16 protein-coding genes are annotated in these 22,016 nt (G+C 64.4%); 12 read left to right on the top strand and 4 right to left on the bottom strand.

What is annotated here, in order from left to right; genetic code table 11:
• Together G3N97_RS09820 and G3N97_RS09815 are read left to right on the top strand one after the other, a co-directional pair.
• A partial coding sequence (locus G3N97_RS09820; RefSeq protein ID WP_205993028.1) for an FCD domain-containing protein occupies positions 1–344 on the top strand: 344 nt, incomplete at its 5' end.
• 172 nt (positions 345–516) lie between these two features.
• Positions 517–1,560, top strand: coding sequence for a glycosyltransferase family 2 protein (locus tag G3N97_RS09815; protein ID WP_205993027.1), 1,044 nt, complete (start codon positions 517–519; stop codon positions 1,558–1,560).
• Between the two features lie 68 nt (positions 1,561–1,628).
• Here G3N97_RS09815 and G3N97_RS09810 read toward each other — a convergent pair whose 3' ends face one another.
• On the bottom strand, positions 1,629–2,984 hold the full coding sequence (locus G3N97_RS09810; RefSeq protein ID WP_346778042.1) for a calcium-binding protein: 1,356 nt from the start codon (positions 2,982–2,984) through the stop codon (positions 1,629–1,631).
• Positions 2,985–3,535: 551 nt separating this feature from the next.
• On the opposite strand from G3N97_RS09810, the gene G3N97_RS39950 reads away from it, so the two are divergent.
• The 3 genes from G3N97_RS39950 (at position 3,536) to G3N97_RS09795 (ending at position 8,297) form a co-directional block, all read left to right on the top strand.
• Positions 3,536–4,651 carry a sugar transferase gene (locus tag G3N97_RS39950; protein WP_205993026.1) on the top strand — a complete coding sequence of 372 codons (1,116 nt, stop codon included), beginning with the start codon at positions 3,536–3,538 and terminating at the stop codon, positions 4,649–4,651.
• Between the two features lie 131 nt (positions 4,652–4,782).
• Entirely contained in the window at positions 4,783–6,000 is a 1,218-nt protein-coding gene (locus tag G3N97_RS09800; RefSeq protein ID WP_205993025.1) for a polysaccharide biosynthesis/export family protein, read from the top strand.
• A gap of 56 nt (positions 6,001–6,056) precedes the next feature.
• A complete protein-coding gene (locus G3N97_RS09795; RefSeq protein WP_205993024.1) occupies positions 6,057–8,297 on the top strand; it encodes a GNVR domain-containing protein in 2,241 nt (746 codons plus the stop codon).
• Between the two features lie 312 nt (positions 8,298–8,609).
• On the opposite strand, the gene G3N97_RS09790 is transcribed toward G3N97_RS09795, so the two are convergent.
• Positions 8,610–9,680: an acyltransferase gene (locus tag G3N97_RS09790; protein WP_205993023.1), complete on the bottom strand. Its 1,071-nt coding sequence runs from the start codon at positions 9,678–9,680 to the stop codon at positions 8,610–8,612.
• A gap of 415 nt (positions 9,681–10,095) precedes the next feature.
• Here G3N97_RS09790 and G3N97_RS09785 point away from each other — a divergent pair, with 415 nt between their 5' ends.
• The 7 genes from G3N97_RS09785 (at position 10,096) to G3N97_RS09755 (ending at position 18,361) form a co-directional block, all read left to right on the top strand.
• Positions 10,096–11,199: a glycosyltransferase family 1 protein gene (locus G3N97_RS09785; protein ID WP_205993022.1), complete on the top strand. Its 1,104-nt coding sequence runs from the start codon at positions 10,096–10,098 to the stop codon at positions 11,197–11,199.
• Between the two features lie 32 nt (positions 11,200–11,231).
• Positions 11,232–12,449 (top strand): glycosyltransferase family 4 protein, encoded by a 1,218-nt coding sequence (locus G3N97_RS09780; protein WP_205993029.1) that lies wholly within the window; start codon positions 11,232–11,234, stop codon positions 12,447–12,449.
• 133 nt (positions 12,450–12,582) lie between these two features.
• Positions 12,583–13,953: a hypothetical protein gene (locus tag G3N97_RS09775; protein WP_346778041.1), complete on the top strand. Its 1,371-nt coding sequence runs from the start codon at positions 12,583–12,585 to the stop codon at positions 13,951–13,953.
• Positions 13,950–15,248 (top strand): oligosaccharide flippase family protein, encoded by a 1,299-nt coding sequence (locus tag G3N97_RS09770; protein WP_205993020.1) that lies wholly within the window; start codon positions 13,950–13,952, stop codon positions 15,246–15,248. Before G3N97_RS09775 ends, G3N97_RS09770 begins: the two co-directional genes overlap by 4 nt.
• A 19-nt stretch (positions 15,249–15,267) precedes the next feature.
• Positions 15,268–16,164 (top strand): glycosyltransferase, encoded by an 897-nt coding sequence (locus G3N97_RS09765; protein WP_205993019.1) that lies wholly within the window; start codon positions 15,268–15,270, stop codon positions 16,162–16,164.
• Complete coding sequence (locus tag G3N97_RS09760; protein ID WP_205993018.1) at positions 16,161–17,261, top strand: glycosyltransferase family 1 protein; 1,101 nt, start codon at positions 16,161–16,163, stop codon at positions 17,259–17,261. The genes G3N97_RS09765 and G3N97_RS09760 overlap by 4 nt, the downstream gene beginning before the upstream one ends.
• Positions 17,262–17,284: 23 nt before the next feature.
• Positions 17,285–18,361 carry a glycosyltransferase gene (locus tag G3N97_RS09755; RefSeq protein ID WP_205993017.1) on the top strand — a complete coding sequence of 359 codons (1,077 nt, stop codon included), beginning with the start codon at positions 17,285–17,287 and terminating at the stop codon, positions 18,359–18,361.
• 13 nt (positions 18,362–18,374) lie between these two features.
• Here G3N97_RS09755 and G3N97_RS09750 read toward each other — a convergent pair whose 3' ends face one another.
• Both G3N97_RS09750 and G3N97_RS09745 read right to left on the bottom strand, forming a co-directional pair.
• A complete protein-coding gene (locus tag G3N97_RS09750; protein WP_205993016.1) occupies positions 18,375–19,574 on the bottom strand; it encodes an SGNH/GDSL hydrolase family protein in 1,200 nt (399 codons plus the stop codon).
• Between the two features lie 20 nt (positions 19,575–19,594).
• Positions 19,595–21,979 carry a condensation domain-containing protein gene (locus G3N97_RS09745; RefSeq protein ID WP_346778040.1) on the bottom strand — a complete coding sequence of 795 codons (2,385 nt, stop codon included), beginning with the start codon at positions 21,977–21,979 and terminating at the stop codon, positions 19,595–19,597.
• Between the last annotated feature and the right edge of the window lie 37 nt (positions 21,980–22,016).

Here is a 22,016-nt window from a genome sequence, read left to right as displayed (position 1 = left end):
TGGCCGCGCTCGACGAGGCGTTCCATCTCGCGCTCGTCGACGCCGTGGGTAACGCCGAGCTTTCAGCGGCATTGCGGCGCGTGACCGACCGCATCCACGTGGTGCACCGGCTCGGCTTTGTGTACGGCGAGCGCGTCGGCGAAACGTATGCGGAGCATGCCGAGCTGATTGGTGCGATTCGGGCGGGTGGTGCGGGTGGTGTGGGCGGCGTTGGGGTGGCCGTCGAGCTGGCGGAACGCCACGTGCGCCGCTCCCGCGCCGAAATCTGCCGGCTCGGCGCCCAGCGTCTCGAACTCGCGCGCGACGCGCTCGCGTGCGCGGACGGCGCGCCCGCGGGGGTGTGAGCGAGCACGGCGGTGTCGGCCCGACGCCACGGTGCGGCGGCCGCGCCGGCCTGGCGTTCCGGGGCAACGGGGCCGCATGATAGTATGGCCGCCCGCGCCGCCCGGACTGGCATCCCGGCGGCGCTAACCCCACTCGTCCCACTCGCCCGCATGCACGGGCCGCCCATCGCCGATGAACCTGGAAGACGAACGCACTGAGGCAGGTCCTGCCGTGCTCGCGAACGACGCCTCGCGCCCGCTGGTCTCGATGCTGCTCATCGCCTACAACCAGGCCGGTGTGATCGCCGATGCCGTCGCGGGCGCGCTCGCGCAACGCTATTCGCCGCTCGAAATCCTGATCTCCGACGACTGTTCGAGCGACGGCACCTTCGCCGCCATCGAAGCCGCGGTGCGCGACTATCGCGGACCGCATCGCGTCGTGCTCAACCGCAACGAGAAGAACGCGGGCATCAGCGCGCATCTGTCCCAGCTCGCGGCGAAAAGCCAGGGCGACCTGCTGGTCGTGACCGCTGGCGACGACGTTTCGTCGCCCGAACGCTGCGAGCGTCTCGTCGAATGCTGGAACGCGCATGGACGCAAGATCGACCTGATCGCGTCCGATCTCGAAGAATTCGAAGGCGCGAAGGGACATCAAGGCAAAGACGGCCCGGCGGGCCGCATCGCGCCGACCGACCTCGGCCAGTACCGCAATTTCGACGACTGGGCGCGCGAGCGTCCGTGGCTCGTGGGCGCGTCGCACGCGTGGTCGCGGCGGCTGTTCGAGCGCTTCGGGCCGATGCTGCCCGGCGCGATGGCCGAAGATCAGATCATGACGTTTCGCGCCGTGATGTCGGGCGGCGCGGTCAGCCTGCGCGAACCGCTCGTGCGTTACCGGCGCGGCGGTTTGTCGGGCAAGAAGCGGCTGCGCACGGTCGAGCAGTTCATCGCGCGCGTGAAGCAGACCAATGCGTTCGGCCTCGTGGAGTCGGCGCAATTCGAACGCGATGCCGATATCGCCGGTGTCGGCGACGCGATGCGCGCGCTGCTCGTGCCCAAGCTCGCGCGCGAGCGCTACGTGCGCGATCTGTTCGCGGCGCGCGGTTTCGGCGAGCGGCTCATGCTCGCGCTGCGCAGGCCGCATATCAAGCTCGGCTTTCGCATCCGCATGTTCCTGTACGCGGCGTGCCCGTGGGTGTATCGGCCGTTCTTTGCGCTGCGGGCGCTCGTCAAACATTAAAGCCCACGCGCGGGTTGTATTCGGCTTCCCCGAATTGCCATTTAATTCGTCATCCGAATGAATTGAAATCAGGTGCCCGGCGTACCGGCGGGCGAGATTTCGAGCAGGATCGGGTGATCGGGCACCTCCACGCTGATCTGGCCTTCGTTGCGATGCGTCGCGAGCGGCTCGGCGGACACCATCGGGTCATACACATCCACGCGGCGCGCGTTCGCGCCAAGATCCACCTGAACGGGCACCGGCGGGCTGACGAGCGGCGTGCCTTTCGCGCGATCCCAGATCGGCGTTTCGTTCCAGAGCGCGAGCACGAAGCGGCCGTCCTTTTTCTTCAGCAATAAGCTGTACGCCGAAACCGGCATGCCGGAGAGCGTGTACGAGAGCGTGTCGCGCGCGGCCGCCTTGGTGCGATGCGGCGTGTTCGTGTTCAGAATCGTCGTCAGATTGCGGATGGTGTGCGCGACGACCTTCGGACTGTTGTCGTTGCGAAACATGCCGTAATGCATTTCGGCGTTCTTGTTTTGCGGATCGGGTTTCTGGTCGAGCAATTCGTAGACGAAGAGGCGCTTCACGCCCGCCGCAGCCGCATCCATATAGCCGTTGAGCACGCCTTTGGCCTGCGTCGGCTCATCCACGCCCAGCATGTACCAGCCCGATTGGGGCATCGAAAAATAGCCGAATTCGGTCACGACGACCGGCAACTCGAACTTCTTCACCGAGCCGAGCGCCGCCGGCAGCCAGTGATCGCCGTTCGCGTTATAGCTCGGTTGTTCGCCGTTTTGCGGATAGACGTGGGTATTCGAATAATCGGCGGAACTCGTGCGCGTGTCGACCACCTTCGGGTCATAACCCGTCACGTCGTACACGCGCACGCCCGCGAGCGCAGGCGTGGTCTGCACGCGACGATAGATGTCGCGCTGCGAGGCGAGCCCGGCGGCGGCGCCCTTGAGCCCGTTGTACGTCACCGGAAAATTGTCGATCTCGTTGAAGCCTTCGATGGCCGCGACGCTGCCCGGCACGGCGGTATTCAAGGCTACTGCCTGGGCGATCGATTGGTCGATGTCCGTGCGCACGAGGAAATTGAATTTCACGCCGCGACGCGCGAGATACACATAGTTGTCGAACGGCGGCGAGCCGTTCGGCACGATGTCGCGCACGTGGCGGATCCCGAGCCAGTTGAGATCGTCGGCGATGTTGCGGACGTTCACGTACGCGCCATCGGTGTAATTCACGTGCGTGTTGACCGCGAGCGAGTCGATGAAATCGCTTGCGGGCATCGCGCGCACCGCATCGGCGGCGTGCGCCGGCGTCGCGGCGAGCGTCGTGAGGAGACCCATAATCAGGCCGATGACGGCGCAAGCGCCGATGGTCGTATCGACGCGGCGCCGAAGTGCGTGCGGACGGGCTGCAGCTAAAGAGCGCTTCACGGCAGGTTCCTCGCGTGGTGCGGTTTGCCGACATTCTGCGGCGGAGTGCGCGCGCGGGTGTGTGCGTCGGCGAACGCGGCGAGTGAATGGGCGGATGAATGGGACAAAAGAATGCGGCATTCCGCAGAGGAATCGCCTTGTGTGTCCCGCCGCACATAGCGAGGAAAAAATTGCGGCGCGAATAATACGGATTCCTATTAAATGGCGTAAATCGTTTCGCGCGTTCTGCTACGAGAAAACGCAGATCAAACAAAAGAAGCCAAGAAAAAACGCGGCGAATGTGCGAGACCGTACATATCGCCGCGCCCGCGCATGGCGTGCTTCGTGAAGTGCGCGCCTCGCCACGAAGCCGCCGCCACGAACACAAACCGTTGGTGGGATTGCGCACGGTTTGCCCGTTGTCCACACCGTAATGTGTCGCTGTGGCCTGTTGGGGCGGGCGAAGTACGCATCTGCATCCCCAGGCAAAGAGAGAGCGTGCGTTCGCTCTCCGAGGACGACCACGTCAGACCCAAAACGTCTGATGAACACGACACGCACTGGGGTAGGACATGTCAGATCTAACGCAAGGGCCTCAGCTGACACACGCAACGCAGCTGACGCGAAGTTCGCTACTGACGCAACGCACGGTCGACGTGGTGCTGATCGTGCTGGGCGCAGTGTGCGCCGTGCACCTGAACCTGAATTTCACGCAGGTCGGCGCGGCACATCATCCCGATCCCACGCTGGTGGCGTTTTGCGCGGCACTGGCGCTCTCGGTGTTTCCGGCTTGCGGCACTTACGGCTCGCGCGGCAGCCGCTCGATTTTCAGCGTCGCGGGACGCACGGCGCTCGCATGGCTCGCCGTGCAGCTCTGCGGCCTCGTGCTGCTTTACGCGATTCATCACGATCATCTGCTGCAACTGCCGTGGTTCATTTACTGGACGCTGACGACCGGCATCTCGCTGATGGCCTCGCACACGCTGTTCTTTTCGGAATTCAGCGTGCTGCGTCTCACGCGCGCCTGGTGGCATCGCGAGCCGATCGAAGTGGAGATGGGTTCGGTGCGCGCCGCCGTGGTCGGTCACGCGCTCAAGCGCATGTTCGACATCGTCGCGGCGCTCAGCGCGCTCGTGCTGTTTTCGCCGCTGTTGCTCGTCGTGGCGCTGCTGGTCAAACGCGATGGCGGCGCGGCGTTCTATGGACACAAGCGGGTGGGCCGTCACGGCAAGCCGTTCCGTTGCCTGAAATTCCGCTCGATGGTGGTGAATTCCGAGCAGGTGCTCAAGGATCTGCTCGCCCGCGATCCGGAAGCGCGGGCCGAATGGGAGCGCGAATTCAAGCTTAAAAACGATATCCGCGTGACACGCATCGGCCGCTTCCTGCGCCATTCGAGCCTCGACGAATTGCCGCAACTCTGGAACGTGTTGCGCGGCGAAATGAGTTTCGTCGGTCCGCGCCCGATCATCGATCAGGAACTGGAACGCTACGGCGACGCGCGCAAGTATTACCTGATGGCGACGCCGGGCATCACCGGACTGTGGCAGGTGAGCGGCCGCAACGATATCGACTACGCCACGCGCGTCTCGCTCGACGTGTTCTACGTGATGAACTGGACCTTCCGTCGCGACATCGGAATTCTGTTCAAGACGTTTTTCGTCGTGATTCGCGGCAGCGGCGCGTACTGAGATTGCTTGAGTCGTCTTGTTTGAACACCGGATTCAGCAGGGGAAATGAGCGGCGCGATTGCGCCGGGCGGACCAGGTATCCGCGTCACACGGAATGACGCGGAACATGGGCAACGGATGGGGGTAGGTCAATGGAAACGAACGCGTATCAATCGATTGGCGCGGGCGCGAAGCGCCGCGTCGGCTTGTGGGTCGTGTGCCTGGCGATGGCCGGGCTGGGCGGCTGCGCGCTCGCGCCGGGCATGACGTACGCCCCCGCGAAAGGCGACAGCACGCCCGCCGAGGCCAACGCGGCCACGAAAGCGGGCGGCGCGCCCGGCTCGAACGTGCCGGAAAGCGTGGTGGCGAAGGGCTTCGCGGGCGCGCCGTCGGGCACGCTCGTCGAGATCACGCGCGACCTCGTGACGAAGGAAGCGGCGGCGCGCCCCACGGGCATTCCCACCGACGTGCAGAAGCTGTTCGCCAAGGCTTCGCCGTATGAGATCGGTCCCGGCGACATTCTCAGCATCGTGGTCTGGGATCACCCCGAACTGAACCTGCCGATGTCGGGCGGCGGCGGCGACGGCAGCGGCGCGAGTTCGGTGTCGTCGGGCTATACGGTCGATACCAACGGCTTCATCCAGTACGCCTATATCGGGCCGCTGAAAGTCGAAGGGCTCTCGGAAATGGGCGTGCGCGACGCGCTGGCCGACAAGCTCGCGAAGTACGTGCGTCAGCCGCAGGTGACGGTGCGCATCCAGACCTATCGCAGCAAGCGCGTGTATCTGGACGGCGAGGTCAAGACGCCGGGCGTCGAAGTGCTCAACGACCGCCCGATGACCTTGCCCGAAGCGATCAATCGCGCGGGCGGCTTCACGAGCAACGCCGATCGCTCGCAGGTCGCGGTCACGCGCGGCGATACGACGGTGGTCGTCGACATGCCGGAGATGATCCGCAAGGGCTTCAATCCCGACCGCATCATCCTGCGCGACGGCGATCTCGTGCGCGTCTTCGGCCAGGCCGACAGCAAGGTGTTCGTGGTGGGCGAAGTGGAGCGTCCGGGCGGCGTGATGTTCAACAACGGCCACATGTCGCTCAACGAAGCGCTCGGCAACGCGGGCGGCATCAGCCAGGCGTCGGGCGACGCTTCGCAGGTGTACGTCGTGCGCGGGCGCGATACGGCGCAGCCCACGGTGTTCCATCTCGACGCGAGCAATGCGTCGGCGATGGCCACGGCCGATTCGTTCCAGCTCAAGCCCAACGATGTGGTGTTTGTCGATACGTCTTCTCTCGTCAAGTGGAGCCGTGTCATCAGCCTGATTTTGCCGACGACGCAGGCCGCGGCAGCAACCCGCGCGGTCGGCTACTGATGTCCGCATGAATGCGAAGCGCGCCCTTCGGCGCCTTCGTCACGGAGAGGATAAAAATGAATCAGCGCGAATACATGCTTGAGGGGCCGGCCGACTCGATGATGCCGATCGCGCCCGAAAGCGGACACATGGGCAATCTGCTCGATACGCTCTATGCCGGCCGCAAAACGATCCTGATCGCGACGGTGCTGTGCACGCTCGTCGGCTGCGTGTATGCGCTGCTGGCGGCGCCGGTTTATGAATCGGACATGCTGATTCAGGTCGAGGAAAATCCGAACGCCGCGAAGTCGGCGCTTGCCGATCTGTCTTCGCAGTTCGCGATCAAGACCGAAGCGTCGGCGGAAATGGAAGTGCTGCGTTCGCGCATGGTCGTGTCGGCGGCCGTCAACGCGACCAAGCTCTATATTCACGCGTCGCCGCGCTATTTTCCGGTCGTGGGTCGCTGGGCCGCGCAGCATCTGAATCTCTCGAACTGGTCCGGCTGGGGCGGCTATGCGTGGGGCGACGAAGCCATCGAGGTGTCGAGCTTCGACGTGCCGGCGCGCCTGATGGGCCGCCCGTTCGTGCTGACGTATCAGGGCGACGGCGCGTACACGCTCGCATTCGGCGGCACCACGCTCGAAGGCAAGGTGGGCGAGATGCTGCACGCGCCCGTGGTGGGCGGCACAATCGACCTGCTCGTGAACCGCATCGACGGCGAAGCGGGGGTGGTGTTCAACCTCTCGCGCAGCTCCGAACTGAGCGCGATCCAGCAGCTTCAGGGCGCGCTGGCGATTTCGGAAAAGGGCAAGGAATCCGATGTGATCGGCGTCGCGCTCGACGGCGGCGATCCGGTGCTGACCAGCACGATTCTCAACGCGATCGGCAACGAATATATCCGCCAGAACGCGCAGCGCACGCAGGAAGAAGCGGAGAAGTCGATCGCCTTCCTCGACAAGCAATTGCCGCAACTGAAGGATCAGCTTGAAAAAGCCGAGAACGAATACAACACGTTCCGTTCCGAACATGGCGCCGTGAATCTGGGCGCCGAAGCGACCTCGCTGCTGGCGAGTTCGGCGCAGGCGCAGCAACATCTCGCCGACCTGCGCGGGCAACGCGCGCTGTTGCTCGCGCGTTTCACCGACGACAACCCGGCCGTGATCGCCATCAACGGTCAATTGTCGGAAGCCGAAAAGGCGATGGGCGAACTTGCGGGACAGACGCGCGCCTTGCCGCCGCTCGAACAGCATCTCGTGCGTCTGCAACGCGAAGTCACCGTCGATACGAACATCTACACGAACCTGCTGAACAACCGCGAGCAGATGCGTCTGCTCAAGGCCGGGCGCGTGTCGAACGTGCGCATGATCGATGCGGCCGTGCCGCCGGAAGGGCCGATTCGTCCGAAGCGCGCGGTGCTGGTGATCGCCGCGTTCTTCACGGGGCTGTTCGTTGGCGCGGCGATCGTGCTGGTGCGTCATCGTCTCAAGCGCGGCGTGTCGCTGGTCGACGAGATCGAAGTGGGGACGGGCCTCGCCGTGTTCGCCGCCGTGCCGCGCAGCCGTCTGCAACATACGCTCACGCGCCGCGTGCCGAACGGTACGCCCGGCACGAACACGGTGCTCGCGCATACGGCGGCGTTCGACGCCGCGGTCGAAAGTCTGCGCAGCTTCCGCAGCGCGCTCGAATACTCGCTCGCGAATGCGTCGAATCATGTCGTGCTGCTCGCGGGGCCAACGCCGATGGTGGGCAAATCGTTCGTCTCGGTGAATCTCGCCGCGGTGTCCGGCGCATCGGGCAAGCGCGTGCTGCTGATCGACGCCGACCTGCGGCGCGGCTCGCTGAATCTGCACACGGGCGTGCCGAGCAGTCCGGGTCTGACCGACGTGGTGGATTATCTGCAGGACTATGACCAGGTCGTGCATCGTCAGGTGATGCCGGGCGTGGATTTCGTGGCGACGGGCGGTTATGTGACCAACGCGAGCGAACTGCTGCGTCAGGATAGCTTCAAGGATTTCGTCGATTGGGCCAACGAGACCTACGACCTCGTGTTGATCGACGCGCCGCCGGTGCTGCCGGTTGCGGACGCGGGCATCATCGGCCAGCTTGCGGGCACGGTGTTCGTGATCGCGCGTCAAGGCACGACGAGCGTGGCGGAATTGCGCGAGTCGGTGCGCCGTTTCGAACAGGTCGGTGTGCCGATTCGCGGCGTGATCTTCAACGATATGACCTCGCGTCCGGGCCGTTATGGCGATGCGTACGCCGCGTACGGTTATTCGAGCCACGGTTTCGCGAAGGACGCGGGCATGGCGCAGCGCTGAATTCGACCTAAGCGTTAAACCGGAAGCCCACCACGGTGAACCCGTGGTGGGCTTTTTCTATTCTGTGGATGAATGGGGGCGAGTCGCGATAAAGATTCACGTGCCAAGGCGTATTTCCGGTTTGCACATCGGCACACGCGCGAACGTCAATACAAGCCGTGGTGAACATCCTGAACCGCGCAATACACGCATAAAAAGCCGCTCGACGCAGTGACTTTAATCGCCGCCGATACACGGAATCTGGACGCAAAAAAGCCCGACGTAAAACCGCCGGGCTTTTATTTTCAGTCGTTTTAAATTCAGCTTGAAACCTCAGCTCATTGCCGTTTCGCGCAGACGCGAACGCTTGCCGTCGAGCTTCGAAAGCAGCGGTTTCTCCAGATACCAGTGAACCACCAGCGCGAACACCACCGCGATACAGGCCACGCACGCGGCGGCGAAATAAAGACTGAACGTCGAATGAAACGCGCCCGCCTTGATCGCCTTGGCGAAGGCGTTCATCCAGAATCCGTGCGTGAGATACAGCACATAGGAAGCGTTACCGAGCGTCGTCAGCGAGCGGCCGATGCGGTTTCGATCGTCGGGAATCTGCATGAACAGCGCGACCAGCAACATGGACGGCAAGCCCCACGCCCACCATCTGAACGAATTCGGCAGACCGAACGTCGCGGTGTCGGGCGAGGCGACGGAAGCCCACCAGAACAGCGCGACGCACGCCAGCAACAACAACTGCCACGTGCGCCGGCCCAGCTCGGGCAGATGCGTGCCGATCGCGCCGAGCGCAATGCCGAGCAGGAATTCGATCACGAGCGGACTGCCGTAATACTGCGCCTGCGCCGTTGCGCCGAGTTTATCGAGCACGAAGGGCACGGCGGCCAGCAGCGCGACGATACCCGGCGTGCGCAGCCGCTGCCACGGCAAACACAGCACGACGGTGCAGACGAGATAGAAATACAGCTCGTAAATGAGCGTCCACGCCACGCCGAGAATCAAACCTGACGACGTCGTGGGCGGCAGCAGGAAAACCGATTCGGCGATGCCGACCGCGTCGAGTTCCACGTGCTTGAACGCGATACCGCTGCCGGCCAGCACGACCATGATCGCGACGCAGGCCCAATACGACGGGAAGATGCGCGTGAGGCGGCGGGAGAAGAATCGGCGTGCCGACGTCTGCGCGGAAAAGCCGCCCGTCGTGTGCCACATCACCAGTCCGCTGATGACGAAAAAGATATCGACGCCGCACGCGCCGACGCGCGTCGCCGAAGCGGGCACGATGGCCAGGGAACTGCCGGCGGCTTCTTCGAGAATGTGATGCGCGAGCACCGCGAAAGCGGCGAAAAAGCGCAAATGCTGGAGGCCGTATAGGCGGGTTGGACGTGCCATGAGTGTCGTCGGTGAGTGCAGCGATGGCCAAAGGCGCCGCCCGGAATAGACGGGGACGCTCTGACGCATTCGTCCAACTCGATGCTCCGGCGGCGTAGCGGGAATTTCCGGAGGAATTATAGAAATGTCTTTATTTCAGCTGGCGAATTAACTGCTTCGCTACGTGGTGCGTAGCACATTGCGCCTCGCTTGCTTCTCATTTTTCCTTCACTCGTCCCTCACTTGCGTCGAGCCTGCGCCACGCGCCGCGCGAAATGGCGCGGCATGAGCGTAGGCGAACATTCGACGCGGGGAAGATCGGCCACACTTCGGTCCATACCAATTGCATGGTGTGGCTCGTCGAATCCGGTCGTGTGTCGCGGTGCTTGCGCGCACGGATGACGCCGGGTCAAGAGCGATGCCCTGGACCGATCCAATGAAAGACCCGCTTGTTCCCAATCTGCTGATCAACGGCCGTTTTCTCGGGCGGCGCGCGACCGGCGTCGATCGCTTCGCGTTCGAGACCATTCGGGCGCTCGATCAATTGATCGAGTCGGGCGATCCGCATGTGGCCGGACTGCGCAGCGAGATCATCGTGCCCGAGGCACTGGCGGGCATGGCGAATCCGTTCCGTCATGTCGGGCTGCGTGCGAGCGGCAAGGGCGGCGGTTTGCGTTGGGAACAACTGGCGTTGCCGCAGGCCGCGCGTGGCCGGCTGCTGCTCAATCTCTGCAATTCCGGGCCGCTGATGTATCGGCGTCAGGTCACGGTGCTGCACGATGCGGCGCCCGCGCGCGTGCCCGATAGCTACAGCCGTTCGTTCGTCGCGTGGTATCGGCTGATGGCGCCGCGTATCGGCCAGGTGTCGCAGCGCGTGATTACCGTGTCGGAGTTCTCGCGGCGCGAGTTGTCCGACGCGTACCGGATTCCGGCGCGCAAGATCGGCGTGGTGTACGAAAGCGGCGAACACATGCTGCGCGTGCAACAGGACGAGAGCACGCTGGCCGCGTCGCTGGGCGAGCGTCCGTTCGTGCTCGCCGTTGGCAGCCTCAATCGCCACAAGAATTTTCAACTCGTAGCCGACGCCGCGCGCCGGATTCGCGACGCGCAATTCGACATCGTGGTGGTGGGCGGCGGCGACGCCAAGGTCTATGGCACGGGTCAGGACGCGTTGCCCGGCTTCGTCAAGCATCTCGGCTACGTGAGCGACGGCGAACTGGCCGCGCTGTATCGCCGCGCGGCGTGTTTCGTGTATCCGTCGCGCTACGAAGGGTTTGGGCTGCCGCCGGTCGAGGCGCTGGCGCTCGGCTGTCCGGTGATCGCCTCGCGTCTGCCGGCCGTGCAGGAAGCGTGCGGCGACGCCGTGCTCTACACCTCGCCGGACGACCCCGCGGAACTCGCGCAACTGCTCGAACGCATCACGGCCGACGCCGCGTTGCGCGCGACCCTGCGCGAACGTGGCCGCGCACGCACGGCGGAGCTGACGTGGCACGCCACCGCCGTCAAGCTGATCGAGGAGATTTCGCCGTGGCTAATGTAACGCTTGCCTCGAACCTCGCCAATCTCGCGAACGTGGCCAACGTCGCCAACGTCGCCAATGCGGCGAACGACACGCGCCGCTTTGGCCGCGTCGCGCTCGTGCACGAATGGCTGGTCACGTATGCGGGCTCGGAGAAGGTGGTCGAACAGATTCTCCAGCTGTTTCCACAAGCCGATCTGTTCAGCGTCGTCGACTTCTTCCCGGAAGCACAACGCGGCGTGCTCGGTGGACGTCACGCGAAGACGTCCTTCATTCAGCATCTGCCGCGCGCGCGTTCGTCGTTTCGCAGCTATTTGCCGCTGATGCCGCTCGCGATCGAGCAGTTCGATCTTTCTTCGTACGATCTCGTGATTTCGTCGAGCCACGCCGTCGCCAAGGGCATCTTGACGGGACCGAATCAGGTGCACGTGAGCTATGTGCATTCGCCGATTCGCTACGCGTGGGATCTGCAGCATCAGTATCTTTCCGAAGCGGGTCTGCAGCGCGGTGTGAAAAGCTGGATCGTGCGCATGCTGCTGCATTACATGCGCATCTGGGATCAGCGCACGGCGCATGGCGTCGATACCTTCGTCGCCAATTCGGCTTTCGTGGGGCGGCGCATTCGCAAGGCCTACGGCAGCGAAGCGACGGTGGTGTATCCGCCCGTCGATGTGCAGCGTTTCGAATTGAGCGATCGGCACGAGGACTTTTATCTGATCGCTTCGCGCATGGTGCCGTACAAGCGCATTCCGCTGATCGTCGAAGCATTCGCGGCGATGCCGTCCAAGCGTCTCGTCGTGATCGGCGACGGCGCGGATTTCGATCGCGTGAAAGCCTGCGCCGCGCCGAACGTCACGTTGCTCGGTTATCAGCCCGACTCGGTGCTCGTCGATCACATGCAGCGTGCACGCGCATTTGTCGTGGCGGCGGAAGAAGACTTCGGCATTTCAGTGGTCGAGGCCCAGGCGTGCGGCACGCCGGTGATTGCATTCGGACGCGGCGGCTCGCGCGAGATCGTGATCGATTCGCCGGATCCCGAACGCGGCACTGGCCTCTTCTTCGCGGAGCAGAGCGTGGAGGCCATCGTCGAGGCCGTGGAGCGCTTCGAGCGGCAGCCGGCGCTCAAGCCCGAAGTGTGCAGGCGCAATGCGCTGCGCTTCACGGAAGAGCGCTTCAAGCAGGAGTTTCTCAGCGTGGTGGAGCGTGCGATGGACGCCGGCAAGGGCTTCACCGATGCGCCACAAGTGGTGCGGCGGTGGCAGTCGGCGTGACGGATGTAGCGTGCTTCGAATGCGCTTCGAGCCGCTGCCATAAGCAGCCTGACGACATGAGCGACATCGCGCGCGCGTGATCGGCGGGCGAACGAATCTTGGGGGCAGGGAAGTGTCGATATACGGGTTGATCGTGTTCGTCACCGGACTGGTGGCGTTGTACACCTCGCATCGCTGCGCCATCTACGCGATGATGGTGTTTGCGCTGTTCGGCAGCACCCAGGCGGTGGGCCTCGGCAGCATCGGGATCCTGCCCGCGCAGCTCTTCCTGGCGTTCTTCGCGATCCGGGCGTTCAATCTCGCCGGCGGCAAGGCGCTCGCCGATGCGGTCTCGCTCGACAAACCCGGCTTCTGGCTGCTGTGCACCTGCGTGTGGGGCGTCGTGGGCGCGATCGTGTTGCCGCGCCTGCTGCTCGGCTCGACGCTCGTGTATCCGGTCGACCGCAGCAGCCAGGAAGTGCTGCTCAAGCCGCTCGGACCGGTCTCGGGCAATCTGTCCCAATCGGTCTATTGCGTCAGCGATGTGATCGTCTATTGCGCGACCTACGCGTTCCTCAAATATCGCGGCGTCTATCGAACGCTCGCGAGCGCGATCTTCGTGCTGGCAGGGCTCGATGCGATTGCCGGTTGCCTCGATATCCTCTTTCACGCGGCCGGGATCGATGCGATGTCCGCAATCAAGACCGCTCAATTCGCCGACCTGACCGGCGAGGAAATGGGCGGTCTCGTGCGCATCAGCGGCACCTTCAGCGAGACTTCGGCGTTCTCGGGCTTTACGCTGCCGCTGTTCATCTTCTGCCTGAATCTGTGGCTCGTGGGATATCGCACGAAGGTCGCGGGCTCGCTCGCGCTGGCCACCGGCATTCTGCTGCTGCTGTCGACGTCGGGCACGGCCTATGTCGGGCTCGGGGCCTATGCGGGCGTGCTCGTGTTCAGCCGACCCGGTGTGATCTCGCGTTCGGCGATCGCGCGCAAGCAGCGGCTCTGGGTGGTCGGCGCCTGTGCGGGCCTGCTGGTCGTGCTCTATGTGATTCTGTTCCTGCCGAGCGTGGCCAACGCGATCACCGACTTCTTCAACACGGCCGTGTTCAGCAAAGCCGGCAGTTCGTCCGGCGTCGAGCGGATGGGCTGGAACGCGCAGGGCGTCACCAACTTTCTCGATACCTATGGCATCGGCGTCGGGCTCGGCAGCATTCGCACTTCGAGCTTCCTGATCGTCGTGCTGGCGAATCTCGGCGTGGTGGGCGTGGTCTGCTACGGCATGTTTCTCGGCATGTCGCTGCTTACGCCGATCCCCAGAGCGTATGGCTTCAACGAGCGCGCCATTTGCTACGCAGCGCGCCACGGCATGATCGCGACGCTCATCGTGGCGTCGGCGTCCGCCGGGGTGTTCGAGCTGGGTGCGCCGTTCTACATCTTCGCGGCGGCGGCGGGTGCGCTGTCACCGCGCGTATCGCGTCGCGCGATCACGCGCGCGCGCTGGGTTTCGCAGGGGGGATCATGAAAAAGCTCGACAGCTCACTGTCGAAACTCGACCTGTTTGCGGTCTATCTGTCGTACGCGTTTCGCTACCTGTATCCGCTCGTCCTGATTCCTTATTACGGACGCGTGCTCGGCGCGGGCGGATACGGCGTGGTGCTCGCGGGAACGTCGCTGTCGAATTCGCTCTGGCTGTTCGTGAACTTCGGCTTGTCGACGGTCGGCGGACGCGAGCTGGTGCAAACCGATCAGGCCGACCATCACGACGTGATCTTTCGCGAGCACTTCACGGCGCGCCTCGTGATTGGCGCACCGGCTGTGGTGATCGGCCTGATCGCCGCGTTCCGTTCGGACGTGATTTCGAGCGTGCCGTACGCGCCGTTTTTTGTCGTCGCGGGCGGGATACTCGCGGCGTTCAATCTCGGCTGGTATTTCTCCAGCACGGGCCGCGTGCGCACGAACATGATTATCGAAATCTCGGGCTTCGCGCTGTCGCTCGTTTTGCTGTTCGCGTTCATTCACAAGCCCACGGATGTCGGCCTCGTCTTTCCGTTGACCTTCGCTTCCGGGCTGCTGCAGACCGGCGTGGCCTACTGGCTGGTCCGCAAGGAGTCGACCGGATTCCTCGTGCCGCTGCGGGCCGCCATCGATCTGATCAAGCGCTCCACCACGATCTTTCTCTACAACGGCACGGCGATCTTGATGCTCGCGGCGTCCGCGTACATTTTGTCGTTGATGGCCTCGCCCGCCGAAGTCGGCGCATTCGGGATTTCGGAGCGCCTGATTGCCGCCGCTTTGGGCGTAATGGCGCCGGCCGCCCAGGTGCTCGCGCCGAAAGTCATGTATCTGGTCGCGCACGACGAAGCGAAAGCCAACTGGTTCGCGCGGCGCATTTTCGCCGTCTTCCTGATCGGCGCGATCGCGGGCGTCGTGCTCACGAGGACGCTCTCGGACTGGCTCGTGCCGCTCGCGTTCGGCCCGGAATTCCGGCCTGCCGTGCCGATTCTCAACCTGATGGTGTTCGTGTTGCCGATCAGCGTCTGCACGCGCGTGCTGGGTCTGTATTTCGTCTTGCCGCGCAAGCTCGAACGACTGCTCTTGTGGACCGGCATCGCGAGCGCGGTGGTGAATCTGCTGGTGGCGATTCCGCTCGCCAGCTATCGCGGCGCGGAAGGCATGGCCGAAGCGCGCCTGATCGGCGAAACTGCCTTGCTCGCGATGCTGATCTTCGGCGTCTCGCGCGCGGGTTTGCTGCGCGGTTTTATCGGCATGGGCAATGCCGTGTCCTTGAATGCGCGACTGGCGCGCTGGCGCGAATAACTTCGCAACAGGTAAAACAATGAATCCGTCTCCTTTCGACCAGAAGCCGAAAGTCTGCGTGATCTTCCCGACGCTGGGGCGTGCGGAAATTCTTCAGCAGGTCGTCGCCTTTGTGGACCTGCAAACGGTGAAGCCCGATCTGATCATCGTGTCCTGCGTCTCGGATGCGGATGTCGGCGACCTGCGCTCGCAAGCTGGTTTGCTCGTGATCCAGGGGCGGCCCGGCAGCTCCGTCCAGCGCAATCGCGCGCTCGATCACGTGCCGTCCGATTTCGACGTCGTCATTATTCTCGACGACGACTTCCTCATGCATGGCCGCTGGATCGCCGAGGCGCTCAAGGCGCTCGAAACCGACGCCTCGATTGCCTGCGTGACCGGCACCGTGCTCGCGGACGGCATTCACGGTCCCGGCTATTCGTACGAGGAAGCGCGCGCGATCGTCGCGAACACGAACGACCTGCCGAGCGATATGCATATCGCGCCGACCGGCGGCCCGTACGGCTGCAACATGGCGTTCCGGTGCAGCAGCATCGCGGGGCTGCGTTTCGACGAACGTCTCGTGCTGTACGGCTGGCAGGAGGATCGCGATTTCGGCGGCCAGATCTGGAATCGCGGCGGCCGCGTCGTGCGCATCAATACGGCGGTGGGCGTGCATATGGGCGTCAAGCGCGGACGCGTATCCGGGCGCAAGTTCGGCTATTCGCAGGTGATCAATCCGCTGTATCTGGTGCAGAAGAAAACCATGCCGCTGCGCGACGCGCTGCGTCATGTGCTGCGCAATGTATCGAGCAATCTCGTGCGCAGCTTCGTGCCGGAACCGTGGGTCGACCGGCGCGGGCGCTTGCGCGGCAACTGGATCGGTGTCTGCGATTTCGTGCGCGGCCGACTGACGCCCGAGCGCGCGGAAAAACTATGAGGACGATTGCGTTCAACGGCAAATTCTTCGGCGCGGCGCCGACGGGTGTGCATCGGGTGGCCGAGCAACTCGTGGCGGCCACCGACGCGCTGATTGCCGCGCACGCGGGCGGCGACGTCGATTACGCGCTGGTCGTCAGAGATCGCGTGGACGTGCCGCGCTACCGCAATATCGCCTGCATTCGCGAGAGCCGCTGGGCGCGCCGCATGCATCGCATTGCATGGGAGCAGTGCTATTTTCCGTTCGCGCGCCGCCGCGATTTCATTCTCAATCTCTGCAATCTCGGGCCGCTTTTGCATCGCGATTCGGCGACGATGATTCACGACGCGCAGGTGTATTCGTCGCCCGATTCGTATTCGCTGCCGTTCCGCCTCTGGTACAAGTTTCAGTATTTCTTTATTGGCAAGCGGCACAAGATCATCTTCACCGTTTCGGAGTTTTCGAAACAGGAACTCGTGCGTTACGGCATTGCGAGCGCGGAAAAAATCGTCGTGGTGCATAACGGCTGCGATCATGTTTTTCAGGTGCGTCCCGACGAAACGCTGGTGACGGCATTGAAACTCACGCCCGAGCGTTATGTGCTGGCGCTCGCGAATACGCAGCGTCACAAGAATATCGGCGTGTTGCTGAAGGCGTTTGCCGATCCGGCATTGCGCGATATCGAACTCGTCTTGTTCGGCGGCGCGACGCGCGCGGATTTCGAATCGCTCGGCCATGTGGTGCCGCCGAACGTGCGATTCGCGGGCCGCGTGAGCGATGCGCAGCTCGTCGGTCTGATGCAGCGCGCGGGCGCGCTCGCGTTTCCTTCGCTGACCGAAGGCTTCGGCTTGCCGCCGCTGGAAGCGATGGCGCTCGGCTGTCCGGTGGTCGCCGCGCCGCTTGGCGCGCTGCCCGAAGTGTGCGAGGACGCGGCTTTATACGCCGATCCGTTCGACGCGAGCGCGTGGCGCGCGCAGATTCTCACGGCGCTCGACGACGTGTCCGCGCGGCAATCGCTGATCGCGAGCGGATACGGCCAGGCGGCGCGCTTCACCTGGCAGGCGGCCGCGCGCAGTCTGGTCGAATCGCTGCGAGCCGTGACCGGCGCGACGCGCTGAAGCAACGCATAGTGGAGCAAGCAATGTCGATCGATGTCGATTTTTCGCTGGCGCTGAACGACCGCACCGGCAAGCTATTTCTCGGCAAGGATATTATTTCGACGCTGGGCGGGCAGGTCTCGCGCGTGCGTTACGGACGGTGGCACGAGTTTCCGCACAGCGATCTGATGCGCCGTGTCGTGGGCCGTCTGACGCATAAGGAAACGCTCGCTCGCGTCTATCGCTCGCCATTCGCCGCCGTGTTGCCGGTGATCCGCGATCCGCGTCCGACCTTGCATCTCGATCCGCTCAGCGTGGTGCGCCATCGTCTGGAGCCGCGCGATATCGTGCTGTGTCACGACGTCGGCCCGATCACGCATCCGCAATATTTCGCGCCGGGCGTCGACGATCTGTATCTGCGTGCGTACGACCAGATTCGGCGCGTGAAGCCGCATATGGTGTTTGTCAGTAAGACCTCGCAGCAGGAATTTCACCGCCTGTATGGCTATGATTTCGCGTCATCGAAGGTGATTTATATTCCCACGCGGCTCGGCGTGAAGGACGGCGACGCGAAGCCCGTCGACGGTGTGGGCGCGCGTTTTCTGTTGACGGTCGGCAGCGTGGGCGATCGCAAGAATCAGGCGCGCTGCATCGAGGCGTTCGCAGCGAGCGGACTCGCGCAGCAGGGCTGGCAGTATGTCGTGGTGGGCGGCCGCGAGCCGGGCGCCGACACGGCCATCAATCTCGCGCGGCAAACGCCGGGCGTCGTGCTGCCCGGTTATACGACCGACGAGCAATTGCGCTGGCTCTATCGCAACGCATCCGGCTTCGTGCTGATGAGCTTGCTCGAAGGTTTCGGCATGCCGGTGATCGAGGCGATCGAGCACGACTTGCCGTGCCTCGTCTCGCGCTCCAGCATCCTGACCGAAGTGGGCGGCGACGCGATGCTCGACGCCGATCCGCTCGAACTCGAATCGATCGCGATGGGTATGCAGGCGCTCGCCGATATGCACGCCGACGAGCGTCAGCGCAGAATCGACCAGGCTCGCGGCCATTTGCAGATCTTCGCGCGCGAACCGATTCTTGCGTGCTGGCGGGAATTGATCGAGCGGATGGGCTAGCGCGTCGAGTGATTCAAGGCGCAGCGGTGGAGGTGAGGGGAGCCGCCGCCGCGTGCGTCGAACCTGCCGAACTCGCCGCCGAATTCGCCGCAGAACTCGCCACAAAACTCGGCTGCAAGAAGCTCAACACCTGCGCATCCGTGATCGGTTCGATATGCAGTCCGAACGCGGTGTTCAGCGCGACGATCAGATGCTGCGTCCAGAGCGTATTCCAGACCACCCCCGCGTGCCCGTCCGAGAGCACCGCATTGTGCGGATCGTCGCCCGACGTGTTGGTCACGGCCCAGCCCGGCGGAAGCCGCAGCGTCTTGTAGCGCGGACGTCCCTGGTCGTCGCGTGCGCCCCATAGACCGCGGAACCACGCGCGATCGTCGAGAAAAACCACCTGCTGACGATCGGCGGCCGCGAGCTTGCGCAAGCCGTTGTCGAAGCGATCGAGGCCCGCATCGATATTGGCGATCGCCGCGCCAGACTGCCAGCTGTTGAACTTGATCGACCAGTCCGCGTTGCTGAGCACGCCGACGAGCACGATATGCGTATCCGGATGATGCGAGCGGAGCAGCGCCACCGTCTTGCCGATTTCGGCAAGGCAGGCGTCGATGCGCGCGTTCGGCTCCGGCGCGTTCCGGTCCTGTGACAGCGCGTCGAGCACCGCGTCATCGCCGAGGTCGTTGATGCCGATGCGGATCAGCACGATGCCGCCGCGCCACGCTTCGGATTCGCGGTCCATCAACTCGACGAGACGAATGGCCTGGCGCTGCGAATGCCCTAGCAACTGGCTGCAGTTTGCGCCGCTCACGGCGAAGTCGTAGCGATAGTCGTCCTTGCGCGGCGTGCGGGCCGGCGTGCCGAACGCTTCGTCCACGTAGGCGCGTACCTTGCCGCTGCCCCACGCGCCCCATGCGCCGAGATCGACCTGATCGCCGCGCAAGCGCGCCAGCACTTCGGTCCACTGCCAGGTGGTGGCGCGCCACGCGCCGCCGCGCATGTCGGGGCTCCCGAGCATCAGCGTGTCGTGGTAGGACTGGCTGTCCGAGTCGCCGAGCACGGCGAAGCGGATCTTGCCGTCCGGCCGCTCCGCCGCCGACGCCGTCGCGGCCATCGCAACGGGCGGGCGGCGGAACAGGCCGGGCGCGGCCAGCTTCGCGCACAGGGCGACGAGCGTCAGCGCGCTGCAAAACGCTACCACCAGCAACCGGCGCGAAGGCGACATGAAGCGATCCTTTCGTGTCGTCAGGCGTGCGCCGGGCGCGTGAAGGAAGCGGGCGCGTCGCGCTCGTCCGCGCTGTTCGATGCGCTGTTCGCCGCGCCGCCGCTGGCATCGCTGCGAACATCTTGCGTCTCGATGCCCGCCAGGCGGTTGCGCAACTGCTCGCCCATCACGGCCGAGCCCGCCGCGCGGAACATCTGGTTGTGCATGCCGGGCACTTCGGTCACGACCAGCTTGCCCGTCACCACATCGCCCCAGCCCATGTCGTTCGCGAACAGACGTCCCTTGAGCACCTGCGCGCTGCGGAAGATCTGCACGTTGCCGTCATAGGGCGCGGGACGGTAGCGCGCCTGCTGCTCGCGCAGATAGCCGATATTGCGGCCATACCAGAGGTTTTCGTCGACGACGTTGCTGCCGGGATCCTGCTTCAGCAGGCCGAGCTTGAGGCCGATCTGGATCAGGCGGAACCAGCGCACCGTGCGGAATTGCTGGAGGAAATGGATCGCCGACATTTCGCCGCGCCGCGTCGCGCGGAAGTCGCGCGGAATGTCGTCGCTGCGGACCTGAATCTTGCGCAGGATCTTGTCGTACCACGGCATCGATTCGCGATAGCCGGGCCGCCACGAGTCGTTGAGGATCACGAGTTCCACCGTGTCGCCTTCGCGCCGCATCTGATGCGCGGCTTCGAGCGCCATCGCGCCCAGCACGCAATAACCCATCAGGATGTACGGGCCTTCGGGCTGAATGCGCTTGATGAGGCGCACGGCGTCGGCGGCGATGTCCTCGAAGGCGCGCGGCGGGAGGTGCTGCGGCGTATTCGGCACCATCGGCATGTCGACGATGGTGCGTTGCGCGCCCACTTGTTGCGCGAGTTCGTAGAACACGGCGACGTTGTTGAGCACGATGATGGGCGTCAGCGTGCCGTCCTCGTTGAAGCGCACGACGCTTTGCACCTTCGCGTCCATCTCGGCCTGGCTGATGAAGGCGCTGTTGCCGACGCCCGCTGCGATTTGCGTCTGCGTTTGTGTCTGCGTTTGTGCGTGAATCTGCGAATGAGCAGGCGCGGTTTTCTGCGCAGCCACCGGCGCCGCGATCTCCACGTTCTGCAGCACGTCGCGCCACGTCGCGAGATGCGCGTCGAGGGTGGCCACGTCGTAAAGATCGAGATCGCCTTCGCACGAAATGCGCCAGCCTTCCGGACGGCGCACCATGAAGAAGTTGAGGTCGTAGAGCGCGCCCGCGTTGAACGACGGCGAGGTGGTCGCGGCGAACGCGTCGCGGCGTACTTCGTCGCCCATGCCGACGAAGCTCTGCTGCAACGCGAAGTTCACCGAGCACAGCGGCGGCCGATCCGTGCTCGCCGCTTCGCCGGCCATCTCGCGCATCTCCTCGAACGGCACGTGCAGATGCTCGATGGCGTCGCTGAGCTTCGCGCCGCATTGCGCGATCACCGAAGCGAGCGTGCTGTCCGGCGCGACGTCGAGGCGCAGGATCACCGTGTTGATCAGCGGTCCGATCACGCCTTCGAGTTCCTGCTGGTCACGCACCGACATTTGCGTGCCGATGGCGACGCGCGCCGTGTTCGAACTGCCCGTGGCCTTCTGCAAGGCCATGGCAAGACTCGCCGCCGCCACGCTGAACAGCGTCACGCCTTGCGCCTTCGCGGCCGCGATCAGATGCTCGCTCAGTTCGAGCGGCAGCAGGATCGAGCGGATCGCGCCCTGGAAGCGCCGCTCCTGCCCACGCGCGCGGTCGCCCGGCACGTCGAAGCGGCTGAAATCGCGCAGCTCGTTGCGCCAATGCGCGCGCGCACGATCGAGCGCGCCGCTGGCGAGAAACTCCTCTTTCCACAGCGCGTAGTCGCCGTGATGCAGATCGACGTCGGCGTATGCGGCGTCCTTGCCCGCGTGCAGCGCGGCGAGGCCTTCGACGAGTTCACGCACGAGAATCGCAAACGACCAGCCGTCCATCACGAGCGAATGGAAGGTCAGTTGCAGCTCGCCTTGCGTCGGCGAACGCGGCAGCCACACGGCGCGGAAGTACGAGCGCGAGGCGAGATCGAACGGCGTGCGCGCCTGTTCGCCGCCCACGCGTTGCGCTTCGGCCAGCGCGGCCTGATCGTCGAGACCGCTCAGATCGATCACGTCGAGACGGAAGGGCGCGTCGCTCCACACCTGCTGACGCAGCCCCGCGCCCGTCATCAGAAAACCGGTGCGCAGGACTTCGTGGCGCGCGACCAGATCGGCGAGCACCTGCTCGAGGCTCGCGGCGTTCAGCGGCCCCGACAGTTGCAGCCGGAACGCGATGTTCAGCGCCGACGCTTGCGGCGAAGCCTTCTGCTCATGCCAGAAACGCGTCTGGCAGGCGGTCGCCGGGAACAGCGCGTAGCCGCTATCCAACGCTGCCACGCTATCCGCTGCTTCCGTCGGCGCGATCTTCAACGCT

Origin of the sequence: Paraburkholderia sp. Ac-20347, from assembly GCF_017104805.1 — a bacterium.
In the GTDB taxonomy this organism is placed as follows: Bacteria; Pseudomonadota; Gammaproteobacteria; order Burkholderiales; family Burkholderiaceae; genus Paraburkholderia; species Paraburkholderia tropica.
This window is presented reverse-complemented; position numbering and strand designations above follow the sequence as displayed.

What these genes read in the sequence shown, in the direction of transcription:
- G3N97_RS09815 (WP_205993027.1), top strand. Translation starts at nt 517, where the DNA reads ATGAACCTGGAAGACGAACGCACTGAGGCAGGTCCTGCCGTGCTCGCG.
- G3N97_RS39950 (WP_205993026.1), top strand. Translation starts at nt 3,536, where the DNA reads ATGTCAGATCTAACGCAAGGGCCTCAGCTGACACACGCAACGCAGCTG.
- G3N97_RS09800 (WP_205993025.1), top strand. Translation starts at nt 4,783, where the DNA reads ATGGAAACGAACGCGTATCAATCGATTGGCGCGGGCGCGAAGCGCCGC.
- G3N97_RS09795 (WP_205993024.1), top strand. Translation starts at nt 6,057, where the DNA reads ATGAATCAGCGCGAATACATGCTTGAGGGGCCGGCCGACTCGATGATG.
- G3N97_RS09790 (WP_205993023.1), bottom strand. Translation starts at nt 9,680, where the DNA reads ATGGCACGTCCAACCCGCCTATACGGCCTCCAGCATTTGCGCTTTTTC.
- G3N97_RS09785 (WP_205993022.1), top strand. Translation starts at nt 10,096, where the DNA reads ATGAAAGACCCGCTTGTTCCCAATCTGCTGATCAACGGCCGTTTTCTC.
- G3N97_RS09770 (WP_205993020.1), top strand. Translation starts at nt 13,950, where the DNA reads ATGAAAAAGCTCGACAGCTCACTGTCGAAACTCGACCTGTTTGCGGTC.
- G3N97_RS09765 (WP_205993019.1), top strand. Translation starts at nt 15,268, where the DNA reads ATGAATCCGTCTCCTTTCGACCAGAAGCCGAAAGTCTGCGTGATCTTC.
- G3N97_RS09760 (WP_205993018.1), top strand. Translation starts at nt 16,161, where the DNA reads ATGAGGACGATTGCGTTCAACGGCAAATTCTTCGGCGCGGCGCCGACG.
- G3N97_RS09755 (WP_205993017.1), top strand. Translation starts at nt 17,285, where the DNA reads ATGTCGATCGATGTCGATTTTTCGCTGGCGCTGAACGACCGCACCGGC.
- G3N97_RS09750 (WP_205993016.1), bottom strand. Translation starts at nt 19,574, where the DNA reads ATGTCGCCTTCGCGCCGGTTGCTGGTGGTAGCGTTTTGCAGCGCGCTG.